General features: G+C 43.0%; 21 protein-coding genes and 4 tRNA genes. All 25 read right to left on the bottom strand.

Annotation, left to right across the window (positions count from 1 at the left end; translation table 11 throughout):
• Nucleotides 1-3: 3 nt before the first annotated feature.
• The 25 genes from nadC to ftsH all read right to left on the bottom strand — a co-directional run bounded on the left by nadC (nucleotide 4) and on the right by ftsH (nucleotide 22,184).
• Nucleotides 4-879 carry a carboxylating nicotinate-nucleotide diphosphorylase gene (gene nadC / locus PHG87_01985; protein MDD5476966.1) on the bottom strand — a complete coding sequence of 292 codons (876 nt, stop codon included), beginning with the start codon at nucleotides 877-879 and terminating at the stop codon, nucleotides 4-6.
• Entirely contained in the window at nucleotides 866-3,520 is a 2,655-nt protein-coding gene (locus tag PHG87_01980) for a valine--tRNA ligase (protein MDD5476965.1), read from the bottom strand. The genes nadC and PHG87_01980 overlap by 14 nt, the downstream gene beginning before the upstream one ends.
• Nucleotides 3,520-5,082, bottom strand: a complete 1,563-nt coding sequence (gene cimA, locus PHG87_01975; protein ID MDD5476964.1) for a citramalate synthase — start codon at nucleotides 5,080-5,082, stop codon at nucleotides 3,520-3,522. Before cimA ends, PHG87_01980 begins: the two co-directional genes overlap by 1 nt.
• A 61-nt stretch (nucleotides 5,083-5,143) precedes the next feature.
• Entirely contained in the window at nucleotides 5,144-6,364 is a 1,221-nt protein-coding gene (locus tag PHG87_01970) for an aspartate kinase (GenBank protein MDD5476963.1), read from the bottom strand.
• Nucleotides 6,357-7,571, bottom strand: coding sequence for a cofactor-independent phosphoglycerate mutase (locus PHG87_01965; GenBank protein ID MDD5476962.1), 1,215 nt, complete (start codon nucleotides 7,569-7,571; stop codon nucleotides 6,357-6,359). Before PHG87_01965 ends, PHG87_01970 begins: the two co-directional genes overlap by 8 nt.
• Complete coding sequence (locus tag PHG87_01960; protein ID MDD5476961.1) at nucleotides 7,568-8,200, bottom strand: phosphopantothenoylcysteine decarboxylase; 633 nt, start codon at nucleotides 8,198-8,200, stop codon at nucleotides 7,568-7,570. Before PHG87_01960 ends, PHG87_01965 begins: the two co-directional genes overlap by 4 nt.
• Nucleotides 8,190-9,269, bottom strand: a complete 1,080-nt coding sequence (thrC, locus tag PHG87_01955) for a threonine synthase (GenBank protein ID MDD5476960.1) — start codon at nucleotides 9,267-9,269, stop codon at nucleotides 8,190-8,192. The genes PHG87_01960 and thrC overlap by 11 nt, the downstream gene beginning before the upstream one ends.
• 1 nt (nucleotide 9,270) lies before the next feature.
• Complete coding sequence (locus tag PHG87_01950; GenBank protein ID MDD5476959.1) at nucleotides 9,271-10,566, bottom strand: homoserine dehydrogenase; 1,296 nt, start codon at nucleotides 10,564-10,566, stop codon at nucleotides 9,271-9,273.
• 3 nt (nucleotides 10,567-10,569) lie between these two features.
• Entirely contained in the window at nucleotides 10,570-10,929 is a 360-nt protein-coding gene (locus PHG87_01945; GenBank protein MDD5476958.1) for a PilZ domain-containing protein, read from the bottom strand.
• 40 nt (nucleotides 10,930-10,969) lie between these two features.
• Nucleotides 10,970-12,322 (bottom strand): hypothetical protein, encoded by a 1,353-nt coding sequence (locus tag PHG87_01940; protein MDD5476957.1) that lies wholly within the window; start codon nucleotides 12,320-12,322, stop codon nucleotides 10,970-10,972.
• Between the two features lie 34 nt (nucleotides 12,323-12,356).
• Nucleotides 12,357-12,433: transfer RNA gene (locus PHG87_01935), tRNA-Pro, on the bottom strand.
• 12 nt (nucleotides 12,434-12,445) lie between these two features.
• Nucleotides 12,446-13,444, bottom strand: coding sequence for an NAD(P)-dependent glycerol-3-phosphate dehydrogenase (locus tag PHG87_01930; GenBank protein ID MDD5476956.1), 999 nt, complete (start codon nucleotides 13,442-13,444; stop codon nucleotides 12,446-12,448).
• Complete coding sequence (locus tag PHG87_01925; protein MDD5476955.1) at nucleotides 13,445-14,191, bottom strand: thymidylate synthase; 747 nt, start codon at nucleotides 14,189-14,191, stop codon at nucleotides 13,445-13,447.
• A complete protein-coding gene (locus PHG87_01920) occupies nucleotides 14,191-14,577 on the bottom strand; it encodes a response regulator (GenBank protein MDD5476954.1) in 387 nt (128 codons plus the stop codon). The genes PHG87_01925 and PHG87_01920 overlap by 1 nt, the downstream gene beginning before the upstream one ends.
• A gap of 12 nt (nucleotides 14,578-14,589) precedes the next feature.
• Nucleotides 14,590-16,038, bottom strand: a complete 1,449-nt coding sequence (locus PHG87_01915; protein MDD5476953.1) for a PAS domain S-box protein — start codon at nucleotides 16,036-16,038, stop codon at nucleotides 14,590-14,592.
• A gap of 15 nt (nucleotides 16,039-16,053) precedes the next feature.
• Nucleotides 16,054-16,124 (bottom strand) — tRNA-Gly (locus PHG87_01910).
• Between the two features lie 60 nt (nucleotides 16,125-16,184).
• Nucleotides 16,185-16,271: transfer RNA gene (locus PHG87_01905), tRNA-Tyr, on the bottom strand.
• Between the two features lie 16 nt (nucleotides 16,272-16,287).
• Nucleotides 16,288-16,360: transfer RNA gene (locus PHG87_01900), tRNA-Thr, on the bottom strand.
• A 1-nt stretch (nucleotide 16,361) separates the two neighbouring features.
• The gene (locus PHG87_01895; protein ID MDD5476952.1) at nucleotides 16,362-17,216 is read right to left on the bottom strand and encodes an NAD(P)H-hydrate dehydratase; all 855 of its coding nucleotides are present in this window, start codon (nucleotides 17,214-17,216) and stop codon (nucleotides 16,362-16,364) included.
• The gene (gene acpS, locus PHG87_01890) at nucleotides 17,179-17,535 is read right to left on the bottom strand and encodes a holo-ACP synthase (GenBank protein MDD5476951.1); all 357 of its coding nucleotides are present in this window, start codon (nucleotides 17,533-17,535) and stop codon (nucleotides 17,179-17,181) included. The genes PHG87_01895 and acpS overlap by 38 nt, the downstream gene beginning before the upstream one ends.
• Nucleotides 17,535-18,248, bottom strand: a complete 714-nt coding sequence (locus PHG87_01885) for a pyridoxine 5'-phosphate synthase (GenBank protein MDD5476950.1) — start codon at nucleotides 18,246-18,248, stop codon at nucleotides 17,535-17,537. Before PHG87_01885 ends, acpS begins: the two co-directional genes overlap by 1 nt.
• An 8-nt stretch (nucleotides 18,249-18,256) precedes the next feature.
• The gene (locus tag PHG87_01880; protein MDD5476949.1) at nucleotides 18,257-18,379 is read right to left on the bottom strand and encodes a hypothetical protein; all 123 of its coding nucleotides are present in this window, start codon (nucleotides 18,377-18,379) and stop codon (nucleotides 18,257-18,259) included.
• Nucleotides 18,372-19,130: a diadenylate cyclase CdaA gene (cdaA, locus tag PHG87_01875; GenBank protein ID MDD5476948.1), complete on the bottom strand. Its 759-nt coding sequence runs from the start codon at nucleotides 19,128-19,130 to the stop codon at nucleotides 18,372-18,374. The genes PHG87_01880 and cdaA overlap by 8 nt, the downstream gene beginning before the upstream one ends.
• Nucleotides 19,117-20,325 carry a dihydropteroate synthase gene (folP, locus tag PHG87_01870; protein MDD5476947.1) on the bottom strand — a complete coding sequence of 403 codons (1,209 nt, stop codon included), beginning with the start codon at nucleotides 20,323-20,325 and terminating at the stop codon, nucleotides 19,117-19,119. Before folP ends, cdaA begins: the two co-directional genes overlap by 14 nt.
• A 2-nt stretch (nucleotides 20,326-20,327) precedes the next feature.
• Complete coding sequence (ftsH, locus tag PHG87_01865; protein MDD5476946.1) at nucleotides 20,328-22,184, bottom strand: ATP-dependent zinc metalloprotease FtsH; 1,857 nt, start codon at nucleotides 22,182-22,184, stop codon at nucleotides 20,328-20,330.
• Nucleotides 22,185-22,245 lie beyond the last annotated feature (61 nt).

Below are 22,245 nucleotides of genomic sequence, written 5' to 3'. Positions count from 1 at the left end.
TGATTAGATAACTTCCAAGCTGAGATCAACGGATTTTAAGGAATCCGTAAGCTCTCCTACTGAAACGATTTCAACTCCGGTTGCGGCGTATTTTCTTATGTTGCCAAGACGTATGCCTCCGCTTGCCTCCAGCAGAGTTTTATGCTTTTTAAATTTAGTATTATTCCGGATCCTTACCGCTTTTTTAATATCTTTGATCCGCATATTATCAAGCATAATGACGTCCGGCTTGAGGCTTAAAACATGCCTGAATTCTTTTAGGTCCTGTGTTTCGATCTCAACTTTACAGCCCTTAGGAGTTTTAGGAAACTCGGTGAGCCCTGCGAGTATTTTAAGATGGTTATCTTTAATCAAAACCATCTCATCCAGGCGTATCCTGTGATTGTAGCCTCCCCCGATCCTTACCGCGTATTTCTGTAATTCTCTTAAGCCGGCCAGGGTCTTACGGGTATCGGTAATTTTTGTTTTATAGGGCCTTATTTTTCTGACAAATTGATTAGTTTTTGTGGCTATCCCGGAAAGTAACGCTAATAAATTTAAGGCTACGCGTTCGGCCCTGAGGATACTCTTTGCTTTTCCGGATATAACGGCAATAACCTCCTGGTTATGCGCCTGTTTGCCTTCTTTGATTTTTTGAATGAAACTTAAACGCGGATCCACGGTTTTAAAAACTTGCCTGGCAGCGTCAATACCGCAAAGCAAGAAATCTTCCTTAGCAATAATTTTAGCTTTTATTTTTTTATTTTTAGGAATGATAAGCTCGGTGGTGATATCTCTTTTGCCCGTATCCTCAGCCAACGCCTGTTCAATTATCGATTTTAACCTTTTAGGGTTGATCCTGGGCTTATTTTCGGATAAAAAATATTTAGCGTAGGCCATTTATGATTACCTCTAACTTGGCAATTTGCGCGCGCATTTCATCCAGCTTAGCCTTTTCAGCTTCGACAATTTCTTTGGGAGCACGCCCAGTAAAGTTCTTATTGGAAAGCATGGCTTCTTTATTCTTAACCTCTGATTCCAATTTTTCGATTTTTGAGCGGTTTTTCTTAATTTGTTCGCTAACCTCGGCTATTCCGGCAAGCGGCATCGCTATGTGCATATCCTTTAGCACGATCACATATTCGTTATTCTGGACGGTATATTTTTCATTTACGCTTAAGGTGTCGATTCTTGCTAAGTTCCTTATGTGGCCAAAAAGCGGTTCCATTAAATTTTGGGCAAACTTATTGGCAAAGGTTAGTTTGATATTAATCCGGCTTTGCGGGTTAACCTCCAGCTCCGCGCGCATATTTCTTATGGTATTGATAATATCAAAAGCCGCCTGCATTTGTTGCTCATCTTCAATATTGATCAAATCCTTCTGTAGATGCGGCCAGCTCTGCTGCATAATTGAATTTTTTGCTCCTGGCAGGCGCTGCCAGATTTCTTCCGTTATAAAAGGCATAAAAGGATGGATTATTCTTAGGGTTTTCTCTAAAATTTTATACATGACTACCTGGGTTTGTTTTTGGCCTATTTGCGGTTTGATTAATTCCAGGTACCAGTCGCAGAATTCATGCCAGAAAAATGAATACAGGCTATTAGCAGCTTCATTAAATTTATAGCTATCCAGTTCTTTGGCCGCTTTATCCAGAGTCGAATAGAACCTGCTTAATATCCAGCGATTAACGATATCTAACTGCTCTTTTTTGAAAAAAACACAGAGATCCAGATTTACTTCTTCCGGTTTAAGGTTGGCTAAAACAAAACGCGAAGCGTTCCAAATCTTATTGGCAAAGTTCCTGCCCTGCTCAAACCTCTCTTTGGAAAGAAATACATCCTGGCCTTGGGAGGTTATCGAGATAAGGCTAAAACGTAAAGCGTCGGTGCCGTATTCAGCGATAATCTCCAGGGGATCAATAACATTGCCCAGGGATTTGGACATCTTCTTGCCTTCGACATCGCGGACCGTGCCATGGATATAAACGTCTTTAAATGGGGCCTGTTTTTTAAATTCAAACCCAGCCATAATCATCCGCGCTACCCAAAAGAAAATAATCTCCGGAGCGGTAACTAAAGTTGATGTTGGATAAAAATATTCTAGTTCTTTACTTTCTTTAGGCCAATAGAATGTCGCAAACGGCCAAAGCCAGCTGGAAAACCAGGTGTCCAAGACATCCTCCTCCTGAACCAGATCAGTTGATTTACACCTGGGGCATTGAGAAGGCTTGGTTAGCGATACAATGATGCCGTGTTTGGAGTTTTTCCCGTGGCAATTTTTACAGTAATAAACCGGAATGCGGTGGCCCCACCAGATCTGCCGGGAGATGCACCAGTCTTGGATATCCTCCATCCAGTTTAAATAGACCTTGGTCCAGCGCTCGGGGTAAAATTTTATTTTTCCTTTTTTTACCGCCTCAATCGCCGGCCTTGCCAGCGGTTTCATTTTTACAAACCATTGTTTGGATAAATACGGCTCAACTATTGTGTGGCAGCGGTAACAGTGGCCGGCAGAAAGGGTATGGGGAGCGATTTTTTCAAGCAAACCCAATTGTTTTAAATCTTCCAATACCGCTTCTCTGGCTTTAAAGCGGTCAAGGCCGGAGTATTTTTTGGCCGATTCATTCATCGAGCCGTCAGTCCGCATTACGTTAATGAATTCCAGGTTATGTTTTTTGCCTAAAGCATAATCATTGGGATCATGGGCAGGAGTGACTTTTACGGCTCCTGTTCCAAATTCCATATCCACGGCTGAGTCGGCAATAATTTTTATTTCCCGTTTAATTAGCGGAAGGAGCAAAGTTTTGCCGATATATTTCTTATAGCGTTTGTCTTTCGGGTTTACGGCTACGGCAGTGTCACCGAGCATAGTTTCCGGCCGGGTTGTGGCCACACTGATAAATTCAAGCGGATTATCTTTTAACGGGTATTTGAGGTAGTAAAGGCTTCCTTGTAATTCCGCATGCGCTGCCTCTTCGTCGCTTAATGCCGTCTGGCATCGGGGGCACCAGTTGATAATATAGTTCCCCTGATAAACCAATTTTTTATTATAGAGTCTGACAAAAACTTCGGTGACTGCCGCCGAATAATCCTGATCCATAGTGAAACGCAGCCGTTTCCAGTCGCATGAGCAGCCCAGTTTTTTTAATTGATGAATTATGGTTGAGCCGTATTGTTCTTTCCATTGCCAGACCCGTTCAATGAATTTTTCCCTGCCTAGATCCTGACGCTTCAATCCTTCTTTTGCCAGGGCTTTTTCCACTACGTTTTGCGTGGCGATTCCGGCATGGTCGGTACCCGGCATCCATAAAGCCTCAAATCCTTTCATTCTTTTATAACGGATTAAAATGTCCTGGATGCTGTTATTCAGGGCGTGGCCCATATGCAGGATACCGGTGACATTGGGCGGCGGGATAACTACGCAGTAGGGTGATTTATCCGGGGAAACTTTGGCGCTGAAAAGATTATTCTCCTCCCAGATTTTATACCACTTATCCTCGGTTTCTTTAGGATTATATTGCTTGGAGAGCGCTTCGGCCATTATTGATCTTTTAAAAGTTTATATTCAACGCTGTCGACTAAGGCCTGCCAGCTGGCTTCAATTATGTTTTCATGGACACCGATGGTGTTCCAGGTGTCTTTTTCATCCTGCGATTGGATTAAAACCCGCACTTTTGCCGCGGTGCCGGCCTTTTCATCCAAAACGCGCACCTTAAAATCGGATAAGTGCATTTTGGCCAAAGCCGGATAAAAGTCTTTAAGCGCTTTGCGCAGGGCATTGTCTAATGCGTTTACCGGGCCATCGCCTTCGGCAGCAGTGTGTTCCTTGATTCCGTTGACCTTTAATTTTATAATCGCTTCCGATGTGATCTTTTTATCTTGGCGTTTTTCAATGACTACTTTAAATCCTTCAAGTTCAAAGAAACCCTTAAATTTTTTCAAATGCTTCTGCATCAATATCTGGAAGGACGCTTCGGCAGCCTCAAACTGGAATCCTTTATGCTCTAAGTCTTGGACTAATTCCAGGATTTTTTTGGTTTGCGGGTCCCCTTTGCTTAAATCATAATTCAAATCTTTTGCCCTTAACAAAATACCGGTTTTGCCGCCCAGTTCGGAAACCAGGATCCTGCGGTGGTTTCCGACCAAGGACGGGTCGATATGTTCATAAGTTAAGGGATTTTTCATTATGGCGTTAATATGCATCCCGCCTTTATGCGCGAAGGCTGAATCCCCGACAAAAGGCTGTTCATTTTTTACGCGCATATTACTGATTTCGCTGACAAAATGCGAAAGGCGGGTTAATTGTTTTAGCTGCAGGTCAGGAATGCAGTTATTTTTTAGTTTAAGCTTTAAATTCGCGATGATCGGGATCAGATCGGCATTTCCGCAGCGTTCTCCGTAGCCGTTTATCGTTCCTTGAACGATGGTTGCTCCGGCTTCGATGGCCGCTAAAGAATTGGCAATGGCAACGCCGGCGTCATTATGGCAGTGGATACCCAAATCAACTTTAATCCTATGCTTGATTTCACTGATTGTAGTTGTTATCTGGTTTGGCAAGGAACCGCCGTTAGTATCGCAAAGGCAGATGGCAGAAGCCCCTGCGTCTTGGGCGGCAATCAAGGTTTTTAAAGCGTAATCTTTGTTTGCCTGGTAAGCGTCGAAAAAATGCTCCGCGTCATAAAAAACGACAAAACCCTTTTTAATCAAAAAGCTGATGGTATCTTTGATCATCTCCAAGTTTTCATCCAGCGTAGTTTTTAAAACTTCAACCACATGAAAATCCCAGGTTTTACCGACGATAGTAATTACTTGGGCTTCTGATTTTAAAAGGGCACCGATGTTGCTATCCTGCGAAGCTTTGATATTTGGCCTGCGGGTCATGCTAAAAGCGGCAATCTTGGAATTTTTAAGTTTGGCCTTGCTTATCTTTTCAAAGAATTCCCGGTCTTTGGGGTTTGAACCGGGCCAGCCTCCTTCAATGAAATGAATACCGAATTTATCCAGTTCTTCGGCAATCCGGACCTTATCCATTACCGAATAAGATATTCCTTCGGCCTGTGAGCCGTCACGAAGCGTGGTATCGTATAATTTTACCTTAAGCATGGTTACCCCTTGTCTACGGAGACAACACCCGCACAATTCCGCTAAGCGCGGGGTGCCTTACCTATTTATTTAACCCGAACTCCTGATGTAATTTTCTTACCGCTATCTCGGCGTTCTTTTTTTTGATAATACAGGATATGCTGATGTCGGAAGTAGAGATCATCTCAATGTTAATTTTATTATCTGCCAGTATCCCGAACATTTTAGCCGCGACACCACGGTGCGATTTCATACCTACTCCGACGATAGAAACCTGGGCAATATCTTCATCCAGCAGGACCTCTCCTGCTCTGATTTTCCTGGCTACCATTTTAGTGATTTTAGCGGCTTTGGCGCTTTCGGATTTGGCAATCGTAAATGATATATCCGTTGAGCGGGTATGGCTTACATTTTGGACGATCATATCGACGCTTACCCCCGCGTCTGCCAGGTTCTTGAATAATTTTACCGCAACCCCCGGCTTATCCAGAACCCCGCAAAGAGTGATTTTTGCCTCATTTTTATTTAGAGTTACGCCGTTGACCACCACATCTTCCATCTTTTTTACCTCCTTAATGATCATCGTTCCGCTTTTATCGCTAAATGATGAACGCACATGCAAGGGCACATCAAATTTTTTTGCTACTTCGATGGACCGCGCCTGCATTACCTGGGCCCCGAGTGAGGCCATTTCCAGCATCTCATCATAAGTAATCTCTTTTATTTTTCTAGCCCGGGGTTCAATCCGCGGATCGGTAGTATAAATTCCTTCGACATCCGTGTAAATTTCGCAAGAATCGGCTTTGAGTTCTTTAGCCAGGGCTACGGCAGTTAAATCCGATCCTCCCCTGCCCAAAGTAGTAATATCTTGATTTAAAGTTACCCCCTGGAAACCGGCGACAATAACGATATTGCCTTTTCTTAGCTCTTCTTTAATTTTATTCCCGTTTATTTTGATAATCCTGGCCTGGGTGTGGCTGGTGTCGGTAATGATCCCGACTTGCGAACCGGTAAACGAAATCGCCCGGGCTCCTAATTTATGAATTGCCATGGCTAGAAGAGCCACAGAGATCTGCTCTCCGGTTGATAACAACATATCCATTTCCCGCTGCGAAGGATTGGGATTGATTTTATCCGCCAATGCAATTAATTCATCGGTAGTATCTCCCAAGGCTGAAACAACAATTACCAGTTGATAACCTTTTTTGCTGTAACCGACCACCCTTTGGGCGACTTTTTGAATGCGTTGGACGTTGGCAACCGATGATCCGCCGTATTTCTGAACAACTAAACCCTTATGCATTGCTTATTCTCCCTTGAATAAAATATTCCATAAGTTGATATCCATTTTCAAAATATAATTCGGATTTCTGCGCTTCTTTTTCGCTGTAATTAAGAAAATCCTTTGCGGGTATATCTTTGCCGTAAATCGCAAAGGGAATAATTTCGGCAGTGTGCGTTTTTAGGGCAACCGGAGTAGCGTGGTCCGGTAAGACCATTATCCGGAAATCATCCTTGGTTTTACAATATTCTAAAAGAGGGCCGACCACTAATTGGTCAAACCTCTCAATCGCGGTAAGTTTTTCCCGTAGATCACCGTTATGCCCGGCTTCATCAGGGGCCTCCACATGCACAAAAATAAAATCGTTTTTCTTCAGGGATTTAATCGCCGCTTTTGCTTTAGCCAGATAATCGGTATCATAATAACCGGTTGCTCCCGGGACATTGATTACCTCTAAGCCCAGGATGCGCCCTAAACCTTTAATCAGGTCTACCGCTGAAATCACGCTTCCGGATAGGCCGAATTTATCCATAAATTTAGGCATATCCGGCTTTCTGCCCTGCCCCCAGAGCCAGATCATATTTGCCGGGTTCTCTTTTAAGTCCAGGCGCACATGATTAATTTCATGGTTATCCAGAAGCTCCCGGGAATCCTGCATCAGTTTAATGATTAAATCCGCGTTATCGCCTTTGGGCAGGTTTTTGCTGATACTTTGGCCGGCAATATCATGCGGGGGCAGGCATTTTAAATTATGGAGTTTTAATTGGGCCGCGCCTTTGGCTAAAAGGAGATGGCGGTAACTTATTCCGGGATAAAAACGCATTTTATTGGTTCCTATTTTTTGATCGAGAAATTTAATCAATTTTTCAGCTTCCGTCGATTTGATATGCCCGGCGCTGTAATCAAGCAGGGTATCGCCGGTTGCCGTAATCAAATTGCAGCGGAAAGCAACATCATCTTCTTCTAATTCAATGCCCAGGTTTGCCGCTTCCAGCGGCCCTCTTCCCGTATAGTATTTTTTGGGGTCATATCCCAATATCGAAAGATTAGCTACATCTGATGCCGGGGTCATTTTATCCGGGATAGTTTTGGCCTGACCGAGGCATCCGTTCTTGGCAATAAAGTCCATATTGGGAATGCGCGCTGCCTCTAAAGGCGTGCGCATTCCCAGCTCCTGTATAGGATAATCCGCCATTCCGTCTCCAACCAGTACAATGAATTTTGTCATATTTTTTTCTCCACCAGCCTGGATAAATAAGCAGCCATTTTTATTTTACTTGGGAAAGGGCCGTATTTATTTCTACTATCAAGTATAAAAGCGCGGTAAACCGCATTTTTATTGGAATTGGCAACTACTAGATCCAGCCTTGCCTGTTTAAGCAATTTTTTGCCTTTTTCAATAAGCCCGGCATCATCTTTATCCGGTTCAAACTTAAAACCCACGGTAAATAATCCTTTTCCGTAATTTTTCAAGTCATTAATCAGTTTTTTAGTTGGGACCAGATCAATCCTCCAGTTAGCCCGATGCGAACTCACTTTATGCCGGATTACCTTTTTGGGCGTATAATCCGCAACTGCCGCCGCATGGATAACTGCGGCGTATTTTCCTTTTTTTAATTCGTTTTTCAAAAGTCGCGCCAGCTGCGAAAAATACTTAAAACGGATTATTTTTATTCCGGTTTGAGACCCGCAAAAGTAACCCGGCCCCAATAACAAAGTAACTTTGGCTCCAAGTTTTTTAAATTTTTCTGCCAGGATAAATCCGGTTTCACCGGAAGCAATATTGCTGATTACCCTGATTTTGTCAATGGCCACCCAGCTAGGCCCGGCAGTAATAAGAATCTTTTTAGTAGCCAATTTCTTTAATTATTGTTTTTAAATCCGCCCGGATAACCTTCGGATGCTTAATTGTTTTAATCGCCCGCTCAGGGTCTTTTAAGCCGTGCCCGGTTAATACGCAGACGATCCGGTATTTATTATTCAGGCCGGTTTTTTTAAAATATCCGTTATTGATTAATTTTAAAAGCCCGGCGACCGAAGCTGCCGAAGCCGGTTCAGCGAATACCCCTTCTTTTTCAGCCAGTATTCTATAAGCCTCAAGAATTTGGGCATCCGAAACCAGGTCAATTAACCCCGCGGATTCATCACGCGCCTCGACCGCGCTTTTCCAGCTTGCCGGGTTTCCGATACGAATGGCAGTAGCAATAGTCTGCGGATTCTTGATTGGTTTGCCTCTGACAATGGGCGCGGCTCCTTCTGCCTGGAAGCCTAGCATAACCGGAAGCTTTTTGCTTAAGTTTTGTGTTTTATATTCTTTGTATCCTTTCCAGTAGGCAGTAATATTACCCGCATTTCCTACCGGCATGATTTGGAAATCCGGCGCATCGCCTAAATAGTCGCATATTTCAAAGCTGGCGGTTTTTTGCCCTTCGATGCGGTAAGGGTTCAAAGAGTTTACCAATACGATGGGGTATTTTTTAGTAATTTCTTTTACCAGATCCAGCGCCGCATCAAAATTACCTTTAATCGCCAGGACTTTTGCCCCATGAATTAACGCTTGGCTAAGTTTTCCCAGCGCAATCGCACCGCTGGGAATAAGTACAATGCATTTTATTCCTGCCCGTGCCGCATAGGCAGCCGCGGATGCGGATGTATTTCCGGTGGAAGCGCACATAACCGCGCTAGCCTTCTCCTGGCAGGCCTTGGATATGGCCAGGGTCATCCCCCTGTCTTTGAATGAACCGGTAGGATTAAGCCCTTCGTATTTTAAGTAAACTTCAATATTATCACCGGCCAATTTACTTAAATAACCGGCATAAATTAAGGGAGTATTCCCTTCGTTTAGCGTAATTACCGGTGTCTGGTCATTGACCGGTAAGAAACGTTTGTACTTTTGGATTATCCCTTTATAGCCTTGTTCACACACTTTAAACGTCCTCAATTCTTATGGCAATGGATTTTTCTTTGATATCCTTTAATTGATCGATCATCTTTAAAGCGTTACGCAGATTTTTTTCTTTTACTTCATGCGTAACCATGACTACCGGTACAACCTGAGCCCTTAATTTTTCTTTTTGAGTTACTGAAGCGATACTGATGCCAAATTTTGCCAGGATCCCCGATACCTTAGCCAATACCCCCGGTTTATCTACAGCCGCAATGCGGATATAATATTTATTTTCAAATTCATCTATCTTACGCAAGCTTTTAATCGAGTTGTCTTCAATGGAATTTAAAGTCGGCCGGAACAGGCCCGCTTTGATATCCTGGGTAAGATCAACGATATCCGAGACAACCGCCGAAGCCGCGGGCAATTGCCCTGCTCCGGGCCCATAAAACATAAGGTTTCCTGCCAGGTCACTGGAAACATAAATGGCGTTAAAAACTCCGTCCACAGATGAAAGTAAATGGTTTACCGGTAAAAAAGTCGGATGCACCCGCACTTCCAATTCATCAACCTTCTTTTTAGCAATCGCCAATAATTTTATCGCGTACCCCAACTCTTTGGCGTAAGCGATATCGGCAGCGGAGACCTGGGAGATTCCTTCGATAAAAATATCTTTTACGCTGACAATCCTGCCATAGGCCAGATAAGTAAGTAATACCAGTTTATGCGCCGAGTCAATCCCTTCAATATCCAGGGTAGGATCCTTTTCGGCAAAACCTTTAGCTTTAGCCGCGCCAATGGCGTTGGCAAAAGAACAGCCTTCTTTAGACATCTGCGTCAGCACATAATTAGACGTGCCGTTGACAATACCAAAAATGCAGCTGAATTTATTAGCTACCAGCCCTTCCTTTATTGATTTTATAATGGGGATTCCCGCGCCTACGGAAGCCTCAAAATAAATATTTTTCCCCCGTTCGGCAGCTTCCCTGAACAACTCGTTTCCGCACTCGGCAAGCAGGGCTTTATTGGCGGTTACTATATGTTTGCCCTTTTTTAAAGCCGCCAGAATAAATTCTTTTGCCGGGTTGATTCCGCCCATTAATTCGACTACGATATCAATCTGGGGATCATTGATTATTTCATTGGCATCACGGGTAAGTAAATTTTTATCTACCCGGACATCTCTTTTTCTGGCAATATCCTTATCGCATATTTTTTTAATTACGATTTCAACCCCTATTTTTTGAGTTAAAAATAATCTTCTTTGCTGCAGGATTTTTACGACTCCGCAGCCGATATTGCCGAAACCAATCAGGCCAAGATTAATTTTCTTCATAAATTACCCTTTCTTAAGATAATAGCCGACGGTTTCGGCGATTACTTTACGGTGTTTTTCATCCACTGCCAAAAAAACCAGCCGGGTATCATAGATTATATTCTTGGTTATCTCTTTTGACTCCAGGACATTGGCGATAATCATAATCGGGTCCGGATCAAAAGGCAGGCGGATTTCAAGGGCCAGGTTTGTTCCGACCGGAAACTGGCAATTGGTGGTCAGGAGCATTCCGCCCAGGCTTAAGTTCTTAGTTTGGGTTATATCGGCGTTATCATTAGTCGGGATGATCCTATATGAAACAATGAACCTTCCCTCTACCCGCGGAAATTTTCTTCTTTCCGCGCCTTCATATTTCTTTGTCATATGTCCTCCCTTATGTTTTTAGTTAGAAGCCCGCCATTTTTTATTTTTCTGTTTTCTTTTGGGCAAGTTCCTTTATTGTCGCATAGGTATCAAATTCCGGAGCTAAGGCATCGTAAATCCTGTATTTATCCCAGGCAAGATTGGTGGTAATTTTTCCCCTGCCCATATAGCCGCCATGAATAGGATAAATAAAATTCACCCCCATTTTTGCAAAGGACTCATCAAATGTCTTTAGTGTTTCCCTTTGCTCCTCTTTGCTTAATTTTTGAGAGAAAATTACCGTTTGTGATTCATCAAATGCCCAGTCTATAAAGGCAAAAATTGGAATATCGCCAAATTTCTTTCTGATGATGGAAATCCCTTTTTCCCATCTTGCATTATCCAGTTTTTTGTCCGTAACCTCCTTGTTCAATGGGGATATGGTGATAAAATCCAGATCAGGCAGAGGATAAGGAAATTTGCGACCTTTAAATTCCGCTAAAACAAAAGGTCCGGGCCAGCTTCCTACGTAGATGTATTTTCCCCTGGACTTTCCGTAATTATGGATTTCATCCACGATTTTTGAAGCGGCATAAACAGATTCTTTTACTGAAGGATGGTTCAGGTCTCTTGCGATTTGGGCAAGGCGGGAGGCCTGGTAATAAAGCATGTCAACCCAAATGGCATCCGCGCCGCAGTCTATTTGTTTTTTTGCCCAACTTAAAAGCAGCCCCTGAAAATCGGGATTGGTTATATCGGGAAAAAACGCCGGCGCTTTGCGCCAATCATAGCCAGATTCTGCTTTTCCCCCGTAGGGATGGACACCATAAAACCATTCCTGGAACTGCTCTTTGGTTACCAGTTTACCATTTTGTTCTATTTCCCATTTGGCAGGGTTAAGCGCCATCCTCCAGGTCTCTTCCATAGGATAGACTTTACCCGTAACCGGATTGTATTCGATTCTACCGAGGGTCTGCGCTGGAATTGCTCCAACAAAGATAATGTCAGGCAGTTTATTCTTTATCGCGGAAATCCATCTTTTTAGCTCTTGGTAATAATGACCGTTTCTTCTAAGATTTTCAGAAATCTGCTTTGGGTTAAGATTTTTATCCCCGGACAGCTTAAGTAACTCCGCAGGGATATTGTCCGGAGAATCAACAACCGGTGTCCATTTCCAAAATCCGCGGAATATTAAATCGGTTTTTGTATCTTTGAGAATGCCAACCGTATCGTCTATGCTTCTGCTAATGGCAACCCCATCGGTTATATTTTCATAAAGCGAGGCGACCTTAACCCGGGAAAGCCTTTTCTGAGCTTCATTTTTAGTGGATTCTTTTGCCGATGCCCGAAGAGAGAGCCCAGTAACAAGAATTGTACCCGTAATCAGGATTAAGGTTATGATTTTTTTGTTCATTAAAATTTATTTCTTTAAATTACAATATTAAATTTGGTCGGGGCGACAGGACTTGAACCTGTGACCTCTTGAACCCCATTCAAGCGCTCTACCAAGCTGAGCCACGCCCCGTATTGCCGTAATTTATTCTTCTTTGTTTTTCCTCGTCATTAAATCTTTTACCGCTTTGCGAGGAGATTTATGCATATAAAGCAGCCGATACACTTCTTTGGTGATCGGCATATCGATCTTGTATTTTTTGCTTAACGCGTAAGCGGATTTTGCCGTAGGTACTCCTTCGGCAACCATTTGCATATGCCGGTAAATTTCTTTTAAGCTTTTACCTTGCCCGATCAGTTCTCCGACCATCCGATTGCGGCTCTGGCGGCTTATGCAGGTGGTAACTAGGTCCCCTAACCCACTAATTCCGCTAAAAGTCTTTAATTTTGCCCCCATCGCCTCGCCCAGCCGGGACATCTCGGCAAGCCCCCGGGTAAGGATCGCCGCTTTGGTGTTTGTCCCAAATCCTAATCCGTCGGAAACTCCGCAGGCGATCGCAATTACGTTTTTTAAGCTGCCGCCCAACTCCACACCAACCAGGTCCGGGTTGGTATATACCCTGAATTTTTCACTGCTAAATACCGACTGAATTGTTTTGCGTATTTTTTTATTAGCGCAAGCTACTACCGCGGTAGTCGGGATTCCTTTGGCTACCTCCTGGGCGATAGTCGGGCCGCTTAACACCGCCAGCTTGACCTGCCCGAGTTCTGCGTAAATTACTTCCGAGATTCTTTTTAGTGAACCGATTTCAATCCCCTTGGTCACGCTTAAAAAAATAGATTTTTTAGAAAAGCAGGGCTTGGCCTTTTTTAATACCGACTGGCTATATTGTGAAGGGATTGCCAGTACAATAATCTCCTTATCGCTAACCGCTGATTTGATGTCTCCGGTAATATTAATTTCTTGCGGGATCTTTATTCCCGGTAAAAATTTAGGATTAAGCCTGGTTTTAGCCATCTCTTTGGCGTAATTTTCAAAAGCGCTCCAAAGAGTAACCGGATACCCCTTATTAGAAAGTAAGATTGCCAGTGTTGTTCCCCATCCTCCGTCGCCTAATATCCCAATGCGTAATTTATTCATCATTTATTTTAAATCTTTGGTTTTGTTTGTCCTTAACTTGGCTAAATCCCATACATAATCATAGAGATGCAGGCCTTTGCTTACGGCAATAATTTCTCCATCACCAACCCCGATCTCTTCGGCCATATATTGTTTTACCAGTTGCAGGCCTCCCAGGTTAGATGGAAATCCACCCCAGAGATCCCAGGAACGAAAATAAAGTATGAAATGCAGTTTACCGTAACGTATCCGCGTATCAATGAGCCTCAAACACGGCGGGTCCGCCAATTTTATATCCGATGGCATGCCGATCTCCATAACCGCCTGATTTGTACCATGCCCTTTTTCTTTATACATCTTGATAACTTCTTCAATCTGGTTTACATTTAAAGGCATCTCAAAGATCAATTCTTGGCCATCCCGGTTTTGTTTAATCTTGACTTTAGGGTCAACTAACCTTTCTCCATAAGTATAATCTTCGGTTTCGGTTTTTGCCCCGGTAAGCAGGTAGCTTAAATAACCTTGGATATAATCCATGTCGGTAGGAGCCGGAATATTCATGCCTTCAGGGATTATCGGAATGATCTGATGCGCGGGTTTGCGCACCCGCACTGAAATAAAATCAAACTCCAGGCGCTTCTGTCCTTCATAGCTTCCGCGGGTAATGGTATAAACATGGCCCTTATCCAATATTGCTGATAGGCATTGAAACCAGGCATCATCCAGGTCAAAGGCATCTATGGAAACCAGTTTTAAGAATTCTTCACCCATTAGAGGCAGCCTTTTTCTTTGGCGGTTTTAACGAATTGTTTGAAAGTAACTATAATTTGGGACACAGGCATATTCTTACCGATATATCCGGCACAGCCAAATTGTTTGGTTTTAGCGATCAGCTCCTCATCGAACCCAAACCCCGTGATCATAACCACCGGAAGGTCCACATGAGTCTCCCTGATATTTTTAAGTACCTCCAGGCCGCTCATCCCGGGAAGCTTGATATCCAGCAACACGACATCGAAAGTTTCTTTTTTAAGTATTTCCAAAGCTTCTTCTCCGGTTGCGCAGGCGACAGATTGGCAATCCTCTTTTTTAAATAAATCTACAAATAGTTCTCTTACCGGTGCTTCGTCATCAACCACCAGGATTTTATAGAGCATGCCAACCTCCTTTTAAATAAAAGGCAGTTTAATGGTAAAAGACGCCCCTTGATTAATTTTACTCGTTAACTCAATTGAACCGTTATGGTTTTTAATAATATTATGGCAAATGGATAACCCTAAGCCTAAGCCTTCTTTTTTGGTTGTAAAAAAAGGCATGAAAATATTTTTGAGATGATGCGCTGGGATTCCCACCCCTGAATCGATAATCTGGATTTGGGCATAATGGTCATCGAATTTACTGGTAATAATTTTAATTTTTCCTCCGTTAGGCATTGATTGATAAGCGTTAATCAGGAGATTCAGAAAAACTTCTTGCAGCTGATGGAGGTCTCCTTTGATTTTAGGCATATTTTTTGTAAAAGATTTCTCAAGGACAACTTCAGCGCTTGGCAATTTATTATATTGGACCCAGGGTAGGACAGCTTCAATAGCCTCATTGATGTCAATTGGTTCCAAAGTTGTGGTTGATTTACGGGAAAACCTCAGGATCCTGTCAACGAGATTACGGATACGGTCGGTTTGAGAACCGATTAAGCTAAGGGCATCTTTAACCTTTTGATTGACTTCTTCCTGTTTGAGCATTTCCAACCTGCCGGAAATAACAAAAAGAGGGTTATTGATCTCATGGGCCATCCCTGCGGAGAGCTGCCCCAGGGCCGCCAGCTTTTCAGCCTGGAAGATTTGGTATTCCAGTTTTTTTCTTTCGGTCATGTCCTTAGCGATAAAAATAAAGCCTGAAAGCTTACCTGAAGGGTCCAAAAACTGGTTGACGGTCAATATAACCGGAATAATTTTTTCATCCTTAGTAACCAGTTCAGTTTCTGTTTCGTACTTACCCAATAAGCGTACCTGTTTTAGGATGAAATCCAAATTAGGCAGTTCTCCTTCAATATTATGCAGGATGTTGGCATGTTTAAAGATAATATCTTTCTTATCCCAACCCAGCATGGCAAGGCATCCCATCCCGACATAAGTTATTTTCCCGTCAAGATTAATCACATATAAAGCATATTCTTTTATGCTGGAGAAGATATTTTTTAAGGAGTCATCGATATTTTTTATCGCAGCCCCTCTTCCTTTTATTTCCGTAATATCCTGTCCAAAGAGCGTGCTTGCTTCAACTTTATTGTCTTTGTCCAAGATTGGGTTAATACTCCAGGAGATGAGGCGATTTTTACCGGAATTATCTAAAATGTGGCATTCAAAATCTTTTGGCCTTTTATAAGTTAGAGAATCATCCATTACTGCTTTAAACATAGCTCTCTTAATGTTATTATCTGAATGCCTGAATAATACCTTAAGCCAGTTTTTGCCTATAATATCAGTATCTTTGAGGCCGGTTAATTCCCGGACTTTTTTATTACAGAGAAGAATATTTTCTTGGTTGTCTAAATAAAGCACTATTACGTCGGCATCTTCAATTAATTTAGGCAGAACCTCTTTTATAGCACTATCCATAATAGATGGTTTTTTAGCGGGAGAGGGGAATCGAACCCCCATATATAGCTTGGAAGGCTATTGTTCTACCACTGAACTACTCCCGCGCTACCTAGCGCGCACCGACGCAATACCTATTAGCGCCGGGTGCTGCGAAAGTATTAAAATGGTGGGCAGGAGAGGATTCGAACCTCTGAAGCACAAGTGCAACAGATTTACAGTCTGTCCCCTTTGACCAACTTGGGTACCTGCCCGATTTTATTTATCAAAAGCCGGCGAGAGGAATTGAACCCCCGACCCGCTGTTTACAAAACAGCCGCTCTGCCAACTGAGCTACGCCGGCACTAACTGCATCTTTTAATCGCATCCGGAATCCTAATGATAATATCCGAGGCAATTAATCCCATTTGCGTTTTATCTTTTGCTGCCAAGTCACCGGCTAAGCCGTGAATATAAGTTGCAAATTTTGCCGCCTTAAACGCATCCAAGCCTTGAGCCAGGAATGCGCCAACTATGCCGCTTAATACGTCCCCGCTTCCGGCAGTTGCCATTCCGGGATTACCGGTCCTGTTTATATAACACTGACCGCTGCCGTTACTTACAATGCTATTGTGCCCTTTAAGGATAATTATATTATTATAATGTTTTGAATACTTTTTGGCAACCAATTTCCTGTTTTTCTTTATAAAATCAAGATCTATCCCAAAGAGCAAAGACATCTCTCTCTCGTGCGGTGTCAAAATAAGGCTGTCTTTGTGGGTTTTAAGTATCTCTAAGTGATTATTGAGAGCGTTGAGCGCATCAGCATCCAGGACCATGGGCAGTTTAGTTTTTCTGATAATTTTTCTGATTAGCGCGTAAGTCGACGCGTTCTTTCCAAGCCCAGGGCCGATGATCAACACATCGGCGTTTTTAAGAAAAGAAATTATCTTCGTAAAAGCTTTAAGGCTCAATGTTCCTTCTTTAGTTTCCGGTAATGGTAAGGTCATAATTTCATTTGCCTTATTTTTAATTAACGCCAGGTTAATACTTTTGGGTATAGCTAATGTTACTAATCCTGCTCCGGAACGTAAAGCTGATTCCGCGCAAAGCAAACCGGCTCCGGAAAACCTGCTTGAGCCGGCCAAAATCAAGATATGCCCATAGCTGACTTTATGGGAATCAGCTTTTCTTCGTAATAACCGCGTTGGCAACCGCATAGGTTTTAACATGTGAAATAGAAATATGCACGGCAATATTCTTTCCCCGGCCATTTAAAAACTGGCAGACCGGTTTACCTTCACGGTTATTCAATATTTGTATATCCTGCCAGGATATTTTTTTGTCCCCCGCTGCTTTAAAAATTGCTTCTTTGGCCGCGAATCTTCCAGCTAAATGCTGATAGAAAGAAGTTTTGGTTTTGGCGTTTTCAATCTCGCTTTCCGTGAAAACACGGCGCAAAAAATCATTTCCCCATTTTTCAATCGCCTGGCGGATCCGCCGGACCTCGGTAATATCTACGCCGGTGCCGATAAACATTACTTTATCAACCTCCGCATCTCTTTAACCGCTTTAAATAAACCAACGTATAACCCCTTGCAGATAAGCGAATAGCCAATATTAAGCTCCTCTATTCCTTTAATTTTAGCAATATTTGTGACGTTGGCGTAATCCAGGCCATGGCCGGCATTAACTATCAGGCCTTTGGCTTTTGCGTATTTAACAGTATTTTTTATCTGATTAAGCAGTTTTCTTTTCCGCTTTATTTTTTTTGCATCGGCATAGCCGCCTGTATGCAATTCAATAATCTTGGCCCCGGATTTTTTTGCCGCATCAACCTGATCTTTATCCGGGTCAATAAATAAACTTACCCGAATCCCGCAGTTTTTCAATTTTTTTAAAGCAGAGGTAATTTTTTTAAGGTTGCCGATCACGTCCAGCCCGCCTTCAGTAGTCAGTTCTTTTCTATTCTCGGGTACCAGAGTAGCCTGGTAGGGCTTAATTTTACAGGCAATCTTTAGAATCTGCGGAGCAATGGACATCTCCAGATTAAGTTTAGTCCTGATTTTTTTACGCAGAAGGCGGATATCCTCATCCTGAATGTGCCTGCGGTCTTCCCTTAAATGCGCCACGATACTATCGGCGCCGGCTTCTTCGCATAAAAATGCCGCGTATACGGGATCCGGAAAGATTCCCCTGCGCGCCTGGCGAAGAGTAGCTACATGATCAATGTTTACTCCCAATTTAGGCATATTTGACTTTAAATCTTCTCCCCTTTTACGTAAAACCAGACAATAACCGCCAGCAGCAAGGAGATAAGTTTTAACCAGGGGTGGGTGATAAAGAATGAGGCTATGCGGGAAAAAATACCTGTTTTATTCATTTAAAAGCAACTCCTTTATTTTTGCTTCCAGTTGTTTTCCGCCCAAATCCTTATAAAATTTCTTGCGGAAAATTATGGATATGTCGTGCCTTTCTTCGGAGACAATAATTAATACCGCGTCATTCTCTTCGCTTAAACCTAAGGCCGCGCGGTGGCGTGTCCCAAAAATCCGGCTTAGTTGCTGGTTTGCCGTAAGGGGGAAAAAACATCCGGCGGCGGCGATCCTTCTTTTTTGGATGATCATTGCGCCGTCGTGAAGCGGGTTATTCGGGGTAAAGATCGCTTCGATTAAATCGGCGCAAATGCGCGAGTCGATGATCTCGCCGCTTTGGATATATGCCGATAAGGAGTCGTTTTTTTCAATAGCAATCAGAGCGCCGAGTTTATTTTGCGCTAAATTTTCACAGGCCTGCGTAATTTGGCTGATAATAAAGTCGATGCCCTCATCTTTCTGGTTGGTTTTGAAAACCTGCCCTTTGCCTATGGAGGCTAAACCTTGCCGGATCTCAGGATGAAAAATAATTAAGATCGCAATCACCGATATGCCAAAGAGTTCTTTGAATAACCTATTTAATACGAAAAAATCAAATTTTTGGAAAATTAAGAAAGCAAGTAACAGTATGATTATTCCCCGTAAAGCTTGTATTGCCCGTGTCCCTACGAAAAAAAGCAGGATGTGGTAAATAAAGAACCACAGGATTAAAATTTCAACTACCGGTTTCCAGTATAAAATCAGGTTATGCGTCAGCATTTTTTATCGCCTCGACAATTTTTAAGGATTGGTTTGTTTCTTTAACATCATGCACGCGGAGTATATTTGCTCCGTTTAGAGCTGCCATTACCGAGGCGGCCAGTGAACCGGCGGTCCTTTTTTTAACGTCAGTGCCTAAGACTTTACCGATAAAAGATTTTCGGGATGGCCCGATCAGGATAGGTTTTCCTAAGACTTTAAAATCCGCCAGATGCCGCATTATTGCAAGATTATGTTCTTTGGTTTTCCCAAATCCCAGCCCTGGATCGATAATGATTTTATCCGGATTTATTCCACCGGAGCAGGCAGACTCAATCGCGGTTTTTAAATAGGCGGTAATGTCATCAATTAAGGAATGGTAGGCGATTTTTTTCTGCATATTTACCGGTAACCCAAGCATATGCATAATCACTACAGCAGCCTTATATTTGGCGGCTACTTTAATCATGCGCTTATTTCTTAATCCCGAGATATCATTAATTATCTGCGCCCCGGCTTCTAAGGCAGCCTCGGCAACCTCCGGCTTGGTAGTATCGATAGAAATAGGAGTAGTAATTTTTTTTGCCAATAGCTTTACCGCGGGCGCAGTACGCAGCAGTTCTTCTTTAGTGCTGATTGCTTTTGCGCCCGGACGGCTGGATTGTCCTCCAAGGTCAATTATATCTGCCCCATCAGCGGACATTTTTTGCGCTTTTTCTAAAACCAGCTTGAGATGTTCTTTGCGGTTTGCCTTATATAAACCATCCCCGCTAAATGAATCCGGAGTTAAGTTAATAATGCCCATAATCTGGGTTTTTTGGCTAAGATTCAAAGTGTGTTCTCTTAATCCTAAAATAAAATTATCCCGGGTGTAATTTTCAATATTTTCATCCAGCTCAACTCCAAGTTTACGCAGGCCAAAAGGCTGGAATTTTAATTTATCCGCCAGGGATTTAAGCTGCCGGAGCTGGCCGAAAAGAAGAATATCGGTTTTTTTAGTTTTTCCGGTAAGCGACCCTCTGGCAACCGCCGCATCCCCTCCCAAAGAAAGCATCTCCTGCTTAAGGATATTAGCCGTAACATTGTTTATGGCATTTAAGCGAATTGTAAAGGCAAGAGCCTTGGGCAGCATGATCTTGATACCATACGGATCAACTCCGATATTCTGCATAGACTTCCTTACTTCGTTTTGGTCGGTAAACCGGAAAATACGCATTTTTAAACTAAGTCGCTTTTTTCAATCCCCAGTAATTTTTTTACATCCTCTGCCCCTAAAACTTCTTTCTCTAAAAGGTTACTTGCCAGAAGCTTAAGCTTATCCAGATTATTTTTTAATAGCTCGATTGCTTTTCCATAAGCATCATCAATTATTTTTTTTACCTCTTCGTCAATGATATGGGCGGTTTGTTCGCTGTAGTTCCTCTCCTCCATAATATCGCGGCCCAAAAATACCAGCCCTTCTCTTTTACCTAAGGTTAAATTTCCCAGCTTTTCCGACATTCCAAATTGCGTAACCATTCGCCTGGCCATAGCTGTGGCCACCTCCAGATCGTTCTGCGCGCCGGTAGTGACCCCGTTTAGGTTTAACTCTTCCGAAGCCCTGCCCCCAAGCATCATCGTAATCTCGGCGATTAATTCCGCCTTGGTCCAATAATGCCGGTCTTCTAACGGAGGTGTAAAAGTATATCCTCCGGCCAAGCCTCTAGGGATTATCGAGACCTTCTTTAAAGGATTAACTTCGGGCAGCAGCAAAGAAAGCAAAGCGTGCCCGGATTCATGGAAAGAAGTTATCTCCTTTTCCTTCTTAGACATAATATGGCTCTTTTTCTCCGGCCCCATCAACACTCTTTCGACGGATTTATCCAGGTCGATTTCTTCCACCGCTTCTTTATTATTACGCGCAGCCACCAGCGCCGCCTCATTGCAGAGATTGGCCAAATCCGCGCCGGAGAAACCCGGAGTCTGGCTGGCCACGGATTTTAAATTAACTGAAGGAGCCAGTTTGATCTTACGGGTATGCACTTTGAGTATTTCTTCGCGCCCTTTTATATCCGGAAGGTTGACGATAATTGTCCGGTCAAATCTTCCCGGACGCAAAAGCGCCGGGTCCAATGTATCCGGACGGTTAGTCGCGGCAATCAGGATCAAACCCTGCTGGCTGTCAAAGCCATCCATTTCAACCAGTAACTGGTTAAGGGTTTGTTCGCGTTCATCATTGCCTCCGCCGATTCCGGAAAAACGCAAGCGGCCAACCGCGTCAATTTCATCGATAAAGATTATCGCCCCTTTACCGGAAACGATCCCGGCTTTACGGCCCTGGTCGAATAAATCCCTTACCCGGCTTGCCCCTACTCCCACGAACATCTCGACAAAATCAGAGCCGGATATACTGAAAAAAGGCACATTGGCTTCACCGGCAACTGCCCGGGCAATCAATGTTTTTCCGCATCCCGGAGGCCCGACCAAAAGTACCCCTTTTGGAATCTTGCCTCCCAGCTTTTGGAATTTCTTAGGATCTTTAAGGAATTCAATTACTTCTTTTAGTTCTTCTTTTGCTTCATCAACTCCGGCAACATCATCAAAAGTAGCCTTCTCATTATTACTTTGGATTTTAGATCTAACTTTTCCAAAAGTCATAATTTTACTGCCCAATTGTTCTCCCCGGGCGGCCATCATCCACCAGAAGAAAATAAGTAATAGTATCGGCCCTAAATTGAAAAGTAAAGTAACCCAGAATGTGCGCGCCGGCTTAACTTCAAAATTTTTTAAATTTTGCCGCATCAGGCCGAGTAATTCCGGGTCATTCTCCGGGATATTCAGAAAGAATTTTGAGTTATCCGCGTAATCGCCCTGTAAAATGGTTTCGGTTTTAACGAGATGTTTTATGCGGTCAGGATTATCCTTTAAAATTTTATAAAACTGACTGTAGGTGATTTCTTTGGGGACGCCGGTAATCGGAATATTGCTGAAAAAGTTCATCAGGATGATGAACAGGAAAAAAGCCAGCAACCAGCCAAAAGGGAAGCGTTTAAACTTATTGTTCTTATTAGATTTAGGTTTATTTTGCGGGGGCATCTTAATTCTCCAAGGTTAAATGGTTAATAGATTTTTTATTATAGCGGTTAAAGGAGGTAAA

The sequence above is a fragment of the Candidatus Omnitrophota bacterium genome, assembly GCA_028716245.1.
Classification (GTDB): domain Bacteria; phylum Omnitrophota; class Gorgyraeia; order Gygaellales; family Profunditerraquicolaceae; genus UBA6249.
The sequence above is the reverse complement of the archived record's forward strand: the minus strand, read 5'-3'. Positions and strand labels throughout refer to the sequence as shown.